The 11334-nt window shown below is 64.3% G+C and carries 11 protein-coding genes; 6 read left to right on the top strand and 5 right to left on the bottom strand.

The features are described 5' to 3' along the window. Positions 1-3117, bottom strand: a 3117-nt coding sequence (locus FOA17_RS13655) for a beta strand repeat-containing protein (protein ID WP_149142063.1), incomplete at its 3' end; no start/stop codon positions are given. A gap of 211 nt (positions 3118-3328) precedes the next feature. On the opposite strand from FOA17_RS13655, the gene FOA17_RS19930 reads away from it, so the two are divergent. Next, the gene (locus FOA17_RS19930) at positions 3329-3535 is read left to right on the top strand and encodes a hypothetical protein (RefSeq protein ID WP_203232329.1); all 207 of its coding nucleotides are present in this window, start codon (positions 3329-3331) and stop codon (positions 3533-3535) included. Positions 3536-3737: 202 nt separating this feature from the next. Here FOA17_RS19930 and FOA17_RS13650 read toward each other — a convergent pair whose 3' ends face one another. Next, positions 3738-4709 carry a DUF808 domain-containing protein gene (locus FOA17_RS13650; RefSeq protein WP_149142062.1) on the bottom strand — a complete coding sequence of 324 codons (972 nt, stop codon included), beginning with the start codon at positions 4707-4709 and terminating at the stop codon, positions 3738-3740. A gap of 219 nt (positions 4710-4928) precedes the next feature. Between FOA17_RS13650 and gap (FOA17_RS13645) the strand changes: the two genes are divergently transcribed. The 4 genes from gap (FOA17_RS13645) (at position 4929) to FOA17_RS19920 (ending at position 7572) form a co-directional block, all read left to right on the top strand. Further along, entirely contained in the window at positions 4929-5933 is a 1005-nt protein-coding gene (gene gap, locus FOA17_RS13645; protein WP_149142061.1) for a type I glyceraldehyde-3-phosphate dehydrogenase, read from the top strand. Positions 5934-5944: 11 nt separating this feature from the next. Beyond that, positions 5945-6088, top strand: a complete 144-nt coding sequence (locus FOA17_RS19925; RefSeq protein WP_203232328.1) for a hypothetical protein — start codon at positions 5945-5947, stop codon at positions 6086-6088. A gap of 103 nt (positions 6089-6191) precedes the next feature. Continuing rightward, positions 6192-7193: a type I glyceraldehyde-3-phosphate dehydrogenase gene (gene gap / locus FOA17_RS13640; RefSeq protein ID WP_149142060.1), complete on the top strand. Its 1002-nt coding sequence runs from the start codon at positions 6192-6194 to the stop codon at positions 7191-7193. Between the two features lie 211 nt (positions 7194-7404). Next, a complete protein-coding gene (locus tag FOA17_RS19920) occupies positions 7405-7572 on the top strand; it encodes a hypothetical protein (RefSeq protein ID WP_203232327.1) in 168 nt (55 codons plus the stop codon). A 9-nt stretch (positions 7573-7581) separates the two neighbouring features. Here the strand turns inward: FOA17_RS19920 and coaD are convergent, their stop codons facing one another. From coaD to FOA17_RS13625, 3 genes are all read right to left on the bottom strand, one after another. After that, positions 7582-8079, bottom strand: a complete 498-nt coding sequence (gene coaD / locus FOA17_RS13635) for a pantetheine-phosphate adenylyltransferase (protein ID WP_149142059.1) — start codon at positions 8077-8079, stop codon at positions 7582-7584. Between the two features lie 89 nt (positions 8080-8168). Next, on the bottom strand, positions 8169-8603 hold the full coding sequence (locus tag FOA17_RS13630; protein ID WP_149142058.1) for a CBS domain-containing protein: 435 nt from the start codon (positions 8601-8603) through the stop codon (positions 8169-8171). A gap of 51 nt (positions 8604-8654) precedes the next feature. Next, positions 8655-9542, bottom strand: a complete 888-nt coding sequence (locus tag FOA17_RS13625; protein WP_149142057.1) for a LysR family transcriptional regulator — start codon at positions 9540-9542, stop codon at positions 8655-8657. Between the two features lie 114 nt (positions 9543-9656). On the opposite strand from FOA17_RS13625, the gene FOA17_RS13620 reads away from it, so the two are divergent. Then, positions 9657-11156: a CoA-acylating methylmalonate-semialdehyde dehydrogenase gene (locus FOA17_RS13620; RefSeq protein ID WP_149142056.1), complete on the top strand. Its 1500-nt coding sequence runs from the start codon at positions 9657-9659 to the stop codon at positions 11154-11156. Positions 11157-11334 lie beyond the last annotated feature (178 nt).

Genomic DNA, 11334 nt, shown 5'->3' with positions numbered 1-11334 from the left:
CGGGATCGACAGACCGCTCACCGCCGCGCCGCCGAAATCGACCGGCAGATCGTCGGTGATCGCCCCGCCCGTCAGCGTCACATTGCCGGTATTGGTCACCGTGATCGTATAGGTCAGCGTGCCGGGGGCCGCGAGGCTCGCCAGGTCCACGTCCTTGACGATGGTAAACGAGGGCGTGCGGACCGGCATGCAGACCAGCGCGCTGTTATTGGCAAGGGTCGTTTCGCTCAGCGCCGTGCCGTCGGTCTCGGTCGCCGTGGAGCTGGCGGTGTTCGGAATGCCGAATCCCGAGGCGCAGCTGCCATTCGCCACCGCATTACCCGTGCCATCCACATCGGCCTGAGTCACCGTATAGCTGGCGGTGCAGGTCGCGGTGGCGCCGGCGGCGAGGCTGGCGATCGAGCTGCCGCCGCCACAATTCATCGCGCCCAGACCGGGGAGCGGATCGCTCGGCGTCAGGTCAGCGATTGTCCAGGGGCCGTTATTGGTGAAGGCAAAGCTGTAGGTCACGCTTTCGCCCACGGCCGCCGCCGTCGGCGACACGGATTTCGCCATGTCATAGGTCGGCGCGATGTCTTCATTGGTGAAGGTGCAGCTTACCGCATCGCCGGCGCCAAGCGTCAGCGTGCTGCCGCTGAGCGCGCTGCCGCCGCTGCCGGTGACCGCGCAGGTAATCGGGGTGGCCGCGGGCAGATAGCCCGCCAGGCTGCTTTCGGTCAGCGTATGGGCGCCGGCCGCCAGGGTCACCGGGGTGCCCTGCACCGCCGCCGTGCCGTCATAGGACAGGGTAAAGTCGCCCGCGACCGCCGTGCCGCCATTGTCATTCACCACGGTCTTGAGCAGCGTCAGCTGTGCCGTCGCGCGGCGGTTGGTGAAGGTGCAGGTCACGTCGCCATTGCCGGTCACCGCAAGGGTGCCGCCGGTCGCGCCGACATTGCTCAGCCCGCCAGAGCCTGCGCCGGTGCAGCTCAGATCCGCCAGCGTGTAATTGCCGGTATTGTCGGGCGAAAGCCCCGCCACCGCCGCTTCGGAGATCGTATAGCTGCCGGCCGGAACCGGGGTGCTGCCGCCGCTGCTCAGGCTGCCCGAGGCCGGACCGGCATAGCTCAGCGTCCAGTCCGCAGGCGTCGCCAGATCAACCGTGGCCGAGCCATTCTCAACCGATTTCACCAGCGTCAGCGACGAGGTTTGCAGCGTATTGGTCACGGTGCAGTTCACCGTCGCGCCCGCCGTCACCGCGACCGAGCCGACCGTGACACTGCTGCCATCGGTGACGCTGGTCGCGCCGGCGGTCGCCGTCCCGCCGGTGCAGGACAGGGCGACATTATAGCCAAAGGCGTTGCTGGCCAGTTGTTCGGTCAGGCTGTAGCTGCCGGCCGGCACGACAATGCTGAGCGCGCTGGTGCCGGTGCCGGTCGCCGTCTGCGCCACGCTGCCACCATTGGTCACGCCCATCGTCCAGGCATCCGCGTTCGGCACGCTGACCCCGGCGGGGGCCGAAACCGATTTCGACAGGTTGATGCGCCCGGCATTCAGACTGTTGGTAAAGGTGCAGGTGGCGTTCTGCCCCGCGCTCAGCGTGACGCTGGAGCCGGCAAGCGTGCCGCCCGCACAGGCCAGGCTCGGCGCATAGGTCAGGTTGGCCGGCAGGCCGGTCGGGGTTTCCGCCAGGCTGTAGGTGCCGACCGGCAGCACGACGCTGGTCACCGCGGGGGCGCCGCTGATGCCGCTGCCGGAATAGCCGCCGCCGCTATAGCTCAGGTTGAAATTCGCGGTCGTCCCGGCATCGGCGCCGGTATAGCCGTTGTTCTGCACGGTCTTGGCCAGGGTCAGCCGCGCGGTGCGGGGCGTATTGGTCACGGTGCAGGAGACATTGGCATTCTGCGCGACGGTCACGCTGCCCAGCGTGACGACCGTCCCGCCGGTGACCGTGGTCGCGGCCGGGGTGAAGGTGCCGCCGGTGCAGGACACCGCCACGTCATAGGCCAGACCGTTGCCCGGCAGTTGTTCGGTGATGCTGTAGCTGCCCGCGCGCAGTTTCGCCGTCAGCGGCGTGGTGCCGGTGCCGGTGGCCGAGCCCGAGGTCGCGGCACCGTCCGTATAGCCCAGGCGCCAGCTGTTCGCGGTCGGCACCGTCAGCCCGGCCGGCGCATTCACCACCTTGCTGAGCGACAGGTTCCCCTGCGCGGTATTGGTGGCCACGCAATTGATGACCTGGTTATTGGCCAGCGCCCCGCCATTGATCGTATAGGTCGCGCTGCCCGCGTTGAAGCTGCCGATCGTGCCGGCGGTGGTCGAACAGGCGATATTGTCAAGCTGCCAGCCGGTCGCCGGCACCACTTCGTTAATGGTCAGATTCTTGGTCGAGTCATAGCTGGTGCCGTTGAACAGCGACCCGTCGATATAGAGCGTCTGCACCGCCGAGGTGAAATTGCCGCCCCCCGCCGCCGTCGAGGCATTCAGCACAACCGGCGAGGTGCCCAGATTGGTGGTGTTGAAGGTAAAGCTGCCCGCGGCGCCCTGCGCCAGCTTCTGAAGCCGCAGCAGCGGGCCATAGGGCACTTCGAAAGACCCGCTATTGACCACGCAGCGCTGGCTGCCGGCGCCCGTCACCGGCGAGGTGGAGGTGTTCACCGTATTGGAGCCGGTCGTGTAGCCCAGAACCAGCGTCGCATTCAGCGAAGTGACGGGCTGCCCGCCGACCGAACAGGGCAGCACGAAGGTCGTGGTGCCATTGACCGTCGTGCCGCCATTCTGGATGTCGGCGCAATCGCCATGGCCGTCCAGATTACCGAAATTGCCGCTGGAGGGACCGTTGAAGCAGTTCGACGACAGCACATTCTGCGTGGTCGCATCGTAAAGCCCCAGCCGCAGGTCATAGCGCGTGCCGGAATTGTTGTTGGTGAAGGTGATGTCGCCCGTCACCGAATAGGTATCGCTCGGCGAGGAGCAGATATCCGTCACGGTCATCGAATTCAGCGTGACCGTCACGTCGCCAGTGACACCGCAAGACGAGGCGGACAGGGGATAGGGCGTCGAGATCTGTGCAGCGCCCGGCCCGGCCAGCGACAGGAGCCAGACCGCCGCAAGGGCTTGCAGCAGCACTGTCTGGAACATGTGGCGGAGCCGACGGGCCTTGGACGATTGGCAAACGGACACTGCAACAGGACGCGAACACGACATGGCGGAAATCCCCAACGAATTTTCAGCCCATCTCCGCCTGCGGGCCCCCGGAAGGTATCGGGGAAATCCGAAGCCCTCCACGCCGGCGGAAATGCGGCACAATCGAGATCCAATTTAGGCGAAAATGTGCCGAAGCGCTATTTTTATGTCAGCTTCTGCCTCCAAGTTGCCACAAACGCAGCGAAATCCCGGAATTGGCCAGATTCGTGACACAATCGATCCAGATATTGTGTCGGGTTTTATCTTTAACCATAAGCAAACAGCCGGCCCTCAATCATTGGTTGCAGAACCGCCTGGATTTACAGCGATCAGCGCCGGTTTGGAAAATTACAGTCACGCAACCATTAATTGAATCTTAAGATTCCCCATATCGCATGACAGGAAAAAAGACCTCTCGGGCGCCCCCTCCCGGGCATCGAGACCGTCTTGATTCGGCATGGCGTCGTGCAAAAGAAAATCCGCCCGCGCCAGCGCGCGAGCGGATTGGGAATTTTCATGGATCAGCCCCGCAACCTGCGCGCGCGCCCCCGAAATTCGTCGAATTTCGGCCCCGCTCAGTGCGCCGCGGGCTTGCCCCCGGCCCGGGCGAACAGCGGCCCGATCACCCGCGTTGCCAGCGGGATCAGCGCAAGCCCCAGCAGCAGGCCCAGAATTCCGTCGCAAAGCGCGGTCACCGCCCAGGAGACAATCCCCTGCATGCTGGCCGGCACCGCCGTTGCAGCCAACTCCGCCAGGTGGTGAATGGTGCCATAGGGCGCGTGCAGACCCAGCACATCCAGCCCATGCACCACGATATTGCCGCCGACCCAAAGCATCGCCAGCGTCCCGATAGCCGACAGCGCCGCCATCAGACGCGGCATCCCCGCGACCAGCCCGCGCCCCAGCCCGCGCGCCGCGGCGCTGCGCGCGGTGGCGGCCAGGTGGAGACCCACATCGTCCATCTTCACGATCAGCGCCACCGCGCCATAGACCGCCAGCGTGATCAGCGCGCCCACCAAGGCCAGCGTCGCCGCCTCCATCCACAGCGTCCCCTCGGGGATCGCGGACAAGGCGATGGTCATGATCTCGGCCGACAGGATGAAATCGGTCTTGATCGCGCCGGCGACCTTTTCCTCCTCCAGATGGGCGGGATCCTTCGTGTCGAAATCCTCCTCCACCGCCTCATCGGCATGGGGGGCAAAAGCATGCAGGATCTTTTCCGCCCCCTCGAAACACAGATACCCGCCGCCCAGCATCAGAAGCGGCGTGATGACCCAGGGCGCAAAGGCATTGAGCGCAAGCAGCCCGGGCAGCAGGATGATCAGCTTGTTGCGCAACGACCCCCGCGCGATGCGCCAGATGATCGGCAATTCGCGGTCGGCAGAAAAGCCATGCACATATTTCGGCGTGACCGCCGCGTCGTCGATGACCACGCCCGCGGTCTTGGACCCCGCCTTGGCTGCCGCCGCCGCGACATCGTCGAGCGAGGACGCCGCCACCTTGGCGATCGCCGCCACATCATCCAGCAAAGCCAGCAAGCCACTCATGCGCGAAACCCCTTGCACCCGTTGCCCCCAGCCTAGCGAAGCTGCGGCGCGGCGAAAAGGTGGCATGGCGAAAACCGGATTTCGCGCCGCATGTTAGCGAAAACAGCCCATGTTTTCGCTAACATCATGAAAAGCAGTCGTTTTTAAGCTTTGCGGATGCAGCGCCCCGGTTTATAGCCCGACCATGGAAGCGGGGCTGACCAGACGGAGACGCGAGACATGACCATCACCATCGGCATCAATGGCTTCGGCCGCATCGGGCGCTGCACGCTGGCGCATATCGCAGAATCGGCCCGCAACGATGTGCAGGTCGTCGCGATCAACGCCACCGGCCCGATCGAGACCAATGCCCATCTGCTGAAATACGATTCGGTTCATGGCCGCTTTCCCGGCGTGGTGAAAGTGTCGGACAACACGCTCGACCTGGGCCGTGGCCCGATCCGCGTGATGTCCACCTACAACCCCGACGAACTGGATTGGGAAGGTGTGGACGTGGTGCTGGAATGCACCGGCAAGTTCAATGACCGCGCCAAGGCCGCCGTGCATCTGGGGCGCGGCGCCAAGCGGGTTCTGGTCTCGGCCCCGGCCAAGAATGCCGACAAGACCGTGGTTTACGGCGTGAACCACCGTCAGCTGCACCTGGATCACCTGGTCGTGTCGAACGGCTCCTGCACCACCAATTGCCTGGCGCCGCTGGCCAAGGTGCTGAACGATGCGATCGGCATCGAAAGCGGCATCATGACCACGATCCATTCCTATACCGGCGACCAGCCCACGCTGGACCGTCGCCACAAGGATCTCTACCGCGCCCGCGCCGCCGCCATGGCGATGATCCCCACCTCCACCGGCGCCGCCAAGGCCATCGGCGAGGTGCTGCCGGAGCTGAAGGGCAAGCTCGATGGTTCGGCCATCCGCGTGCCGACGCCGAATGTCTCGGCCGTCGATCTGACCTTCGTCGCCTCCAAGGATGTGACGGTAAACGACGTGAACGAGATCGTGCGCGAGGCCGCCGCCGGCTACATGGGCATGGTTCTGGCCTATGACCCGGAGCCCAAGGTCTCGATCGACTTCAATCACACCAATCATTCGTCTATCTTCGCCCCGGACCAGACCAAGGTCGTGGGCGGTCGCACCGTCCGCGTGCTGGCCTGGTATGACAATGAATGGGGCTTCTCCTGCCGGATGGCCGATGTGGCCGGCGCCATGGGGCGGCTTCTCCAGTAACCGGAGGGGTCTTGACCGACCGTGTCGCCCTGGCGCTTGGCGCCATTCTGATCGTGCTGATCCTGCTTGACCTCCTCGCCAATGGCGGGGGGGTTCTGGTCTTTCTGGCCCGTAAAATCCTTGATCTGAGCGAATATCTGATATTCTGGCGCTGACGGCGCGGAAATCAGTTGCATCCTGCGCCGTTCCGACGATGTTAGCGCTACCAATGCCGCGAGCGAGTCGCGGCACAAGATGTGCATGGCTCAGGAGGCAGACATGACCGTGAAAGTGGCAATCAACGGCTTTGGACGGATCGGGCGCAACGTGCTGCGCGGGATCATCGAATCCGGCCGCACCGATATCGAGGTCATCGCGATCAACGACCTCGGTCCGGTCGAGACCAACGCGCATCTGCTGCGCTTCGATTCGGTGCATGGCCGCTTTCCGGTCGAAGTGACCACCGGCCCGGATTGGATTGATGTGGGCCGCGGCCCGATGCGGGTGACCGCGATCCGCAATCCGGCCGAACTGCCCTGGGGCGATGTGGATGTGGTGATGGAATGCACCGGCATCTTCACCAGCAAGGAAAAATGCCTCGCGCATCTGGAGAACGGCTCCAAACGCGTGCTGATTTCGGCGCCGGGCGACGGCGCCGACAAGACCATCGTTTTCGGCGTCAACCATGACACGCTGACCAAGGATGACCTCGTGGTCTCCAATGCCTCCTGCACGACCAACTGCCTGTCGCCGGTGGCCAAGGTGCTGCATGATGCGATCGGCATCGAAAAAGGTATGATGACCACGATCCATTCCTATACCGGCGACCAGCCGACGCTGGACACGATGCACAAGGATCTCTATCGCGCCCGCGCCGCCGCCCTGTCGATGATCCCCACCTCGACCGGCGCCGCCAAGGCCGTGGGTCTGGTGCTGCCCGATCTGAAGGGCAAGCTGGACGGTTTCGCGATTCGGGTGCCGACGCCGAATGTCTCGGTCGTGGATCTGAAATTCATCGCCAAGCGCGCCACCTCGGTCGAGGAAATCAACGCCGCGATCCAGGCCGCCGCCGATGGTCCGCTCAAGGGTATCCTCGGATATACCAAGTTCAAGAATGTGTCCTCGGACTTCAACCATGACCCGCATTCCAGCGTGTTCCACATGGACCAGACCAAGGTCATGGATGGCACCTTTGTGTCGATCCTGAGCTGGTATGACAATGAATGGGGCTTCTCCAACCGCATGGCGGATACCGCCGTGGCCATGGGCAAGCTGATCTGATTTCCCTGCGAATGCAGGCTGATGAGATTGAAACGGGCGCCCTTTGGCGCCCGTTCTGCATTCGGCCAGCCATGCGCTTGCTGCAATGCGGCATTGCCCTGGCACGGCTTGTTAGCGCTGCCACCCTGCCCCATCTTGATCATGCCGACGGGGATACGCCCCGCCAGCCGGGCAAAGCCCCGATGACCACGGATGTGGAAAGGACAAGACCATGACGACCCTGATCGAACGTATCAAATCCGCCGCTGAAAAGCGCGCACGCTATACCCAGACCCGCGACGAGATCGCCCGCCTGCCGCTGGATGTGGCGCTGGATCTGAACATCTATCCCGGCGACGCGCATCGCATCGCCCATGAAGCGGTCTATGGCCGGGGCTAAGCCCCCGCCTTAGCGGCCGTATCGCGCGACCAGCGCCGCCGCGACATCCGGTGTGACGAATTTCGACACATCGCCGCCCAGCCGGGCAATCTCTTTCACCAGCTTCGACGCGATGGCCTGCCGGCGTGCATCGGCCATCAGGAACACGGTCTCGATGCTGTTGTCGAGCGCGCGGTTCATCCCGACCATCTGGAATTCGTATTCGAAATCCGCCACCGCCCGCAGCCCGCGCACGATCACCCCGGCGCCGACATCGCGGGCGCAGTCGATAAGCAGGTTTTCAAACGGATGCACCACGATTTCCGCGCCGCCACAGGCGCGGCTGATCTCCGCGCATTCGGCCTCGACCATGGCGACCCGCTCCTCCAGCGAGAAAAGCGGCCCCTTGTCGCGATTGATCGCAACCCCGATCACCAGCCGATCCACCAGCTGCACCGCCCGCTGGATGATATCGACATGACCCAGCGTGATCGGATCGAACGTGCCCGGATAAAGCCCGATGCGCATGGCGGCTCCCCTTCTGCCTCGCAGGGCGACGCAACAATATTGCGCGGCGAATGGCAAGAGCCTTTTCGCCGCGCCGCAGCGTCCCTGCGTCAGAAGCCCTTGATCATGCCTTCCAGCGCGTCCTTTTCGGCCGCCAGTTCCATCAGACGCGACTTGACCACATCCCCGATCGAGATGAAGCCGACCATGCGCTCGCCCTCCATCACCGGCATGTGGCGGAAACGGCCATCGGTCATCTTCTGCAACACGTCATGGGTGGTTTCCTGCGGAGTGCAGCTGACGATGCGGGTGGTCATCAGCGTATCCACGGTCTCGGCCAGACAGGCCGGGCCGCGCTTGCCCAATTCGCGCACCACGTCGCGTTCCGACACGATTCCCGCGACGCTTGCGCCATCGGGCGACACCACCACCGCGCCGATCTTGCGGACCGACAGCACATGCGCCAGTTCGGCCACGCTGGTTCCGGGCGTGACGGTGATCACCTCCCCGCTCGGTTTGGTCTTCAGAATCTGCGCAACATGCATGGGTGCCTCCGTCTTCCATTGGGAAAAGCCTTGCGCCTGCGCAATTTTCTGTCAAGCGGCAGCTTCAAGCCGTGCGACTTCTTTCCGCAGCCCCGTGGCCAGTTCATCGGCAAAGCGATTGAGCCGCGCCACCCGCCCGTCATCGGCATGCCGGATCAGCCAGAAGCTGCGCGTCAGCCGCATCGCGGGCAGGATGCGCGCCAGTTCCGGCGCCGAGGGGCGGGCGAAGTCATGTACCACCCCGACCCCGGCCCCGTGCCGCAACCAGTTGAGTTGCACCGAGACCGAATTTGACGCCAGCGGCACCTGATCCAGCCCCAACTGCCCCAGATAATCCAGTTCCTTGTCGAAAATCATGTCGGCGATATAGCCGATGATCCGGTGATCGCGCAGATCCTCGGGCCGGGTAATCGGCGGATGCGCCGCAAGATAGTCGCGCGCCGCCGCAAGGCTCAGGCTGTAATCGGTCAGCTTCTGCACCGTCAGCCGCCCGGTCGAGGGGCGGCTGACCGCGATCGCCATATCGGCCTCGCGCTTGGACAGGTTGAAGACCCGCGGCAGGGCGACGATCTGCACCTCAAGCCCCGGATTGGCGTCGCAAATCCGCGCCAGCACCTGCGGCAGAAGGTAATTGGCGCAACCATCGGGGGCGCCGATGCGGATCTGCCCGGTCAGGCCCTGGGCATGGCCGCGCAATTCCTCGGTCGCGCCAGTCACCGCCAGTTCCGCCCGTTCGGCATGGGCCAGGATGCGCGCGCCCTCCTCGGTCAGCGCATAGCCCTGTGGGCTCTTGCTGAACAGCCGCGCGCCCAGCCCCTCTTCCAGCCGGGCGATGCGCCGCCCCACCGTCGCCGGATCGACCCGCAGCGCCTTGCCCGCGCCCGACAGGCTTTCGGCGCGCGCCACCGCGAGAAACAGTTTCAGATCGTCCCAGTCCATCGCCCGCCTTTGCATTTTTGCAAAACGCTTTTGGAAACTTGCCGCTTTTACCAGCGATTTTGCAAGGCTATTCTGCCGCCAACCCTTATTCCATCGCTGTCTCGGGAGGACGCCATGAAAGAGATCGGACACTGGATCAACGGCAAGCTGGTCGCCGGCACCTCGGGCCGCTTCGCCGAGGTCTACAACCCCGCCACGGGCGAGCTTCAGGCCCGCGTGGCGCTGGCCAGCGACGCGGAACTGGCCCATGCCATCGCCGAGGCCGAAAAGGCGCAGGTCGGTTGGGCCGCCACCAACCCGCAGCGCCGCGCGCGGGTGATGATGAAATTCGGCGACCTGATCAATCAGCACATGGACGAGCTGGCCGAACTGGTCTCGCGCGAGCATGGCAAGACCATCCCCGATGCCAAGGGCGACGTGCAGCGCGGGCTTGAGGTGATCGAGGTCTGCATGGGCGCCCCGGCGATGCTGAAGGGCGAATATACTGACAGCGCCGGCCCGGGCATCGACCTTTACGCGATGCGGCAGCCGCTGGGCGTCGTGGCCGGCATCACGCCCTTCAACTTCCCGGCCATGATCCCGCTGTGGAAGATGGGCCCGGCGCTGTCGGCCGGCAATGCCATGATCCTGAAACCGTCGGAGCGCGTGCCCTCGACCTCGCTCAAGCTGGCGGAACTGGCCAAGGAGGCCGGCATTCCGGACGGCGTGCTGCAAGTGGTGAACGGCGACAAATCGGTGGTGGACGGGCTGATCGACAGCCCCACCGTGCAGGCCATCGGCTTTGTCGGCTCGACCCCGATCGCGCAATATATCTATGGCCGCGCTGCGACCAACGGCAAGCGCGCCCAGTGCTTTGGCGGCGCCAAGAACCACATGCTCATCATGCCCGATGCCGATCTGGACAAGGCGGCGGATGCGCTGGTGGGCGCGGGCTTCGGCGCGGCGGGCGAACGCTGCATGGCGATTTCGGTCGCGGTGCCGGTGGGCGAGGAAACCGCCGACCGCCTGATCGAAAAGCTGGTGCCGCGCATCGAAAAGCTGAAGGTCGGCCCCTATACCGCCGGCAATGACGTGGATTTCGGGCCGGTCATCACCAAACAGGCGCAAGAGCGCATCCTGGGCCTGATCGATTCGGGCGTGGCGCAGGGTGCCAAGATCGTGGTCGATGGCCGGGGCCTGAAGATCCAGGGCTATGAGAACGGCTTTTACGTCGGCCCGACCCTGTTCGACAACGTGACCCGCGACATGGATATCTACCAGCAGGAGATCTTTGGCCCGGTCCTGTCCACCGTGCGCGCCAAGACCTATGAAGATGCGCTGCAACTGGTGATCGACAACGATTACGGCAATGGCACCGCGATCTTCACCGCCGATGGCGACACCGCGCGCGATTTCGCGAGCCGGGTGAATGTCGGCATGGTCGGCATCAACTTCCCCATCCCGGTGCCGCTGTCCTACTACACCTTCGGCGGCTGGAAGAAGTCGGCCTTTGGCGATCTGAACCAGTATGGCCCGGATGCCTTCCGCTTCTACACCAAGACCAAGACGGTGACGGCGCGCTGGTTCTCGGGGATCAAGGAAGGCGCGGCGCTGAACTTCAAGGCGCTCGACTGATTGCGACGACAAGCGAGGGGGGCTGTCTGCCCCCCTCTGCGCCTGACGGCGCATTCACCCCCCGAGGATATTTGGAAACAGATGAAGGGGGGAACGGGCGGCGCGACCCGGCAAGATACGGTCTTGCAAAACTCTCGCAACAATCCAGAAAGAAACAGGTGTTCAATTCCAGAGAGGG

The organism is Gemmobacter caeruleus (assembly GCF_008271655.1).
In the GTDB taxonomy this organism is placed as follows: domain Bacteria; phylum Pseudomonadota; class Alphaproteobacteria; order Rhodobacterales; family Rhodobacteraceae; genus Gemmobacter; species Gemmobacter caeruleus.
Note: the sequence above shows the minus strand (reverse complement) of the source record. Positions and strands in the feature narration are given on the sequence as shown.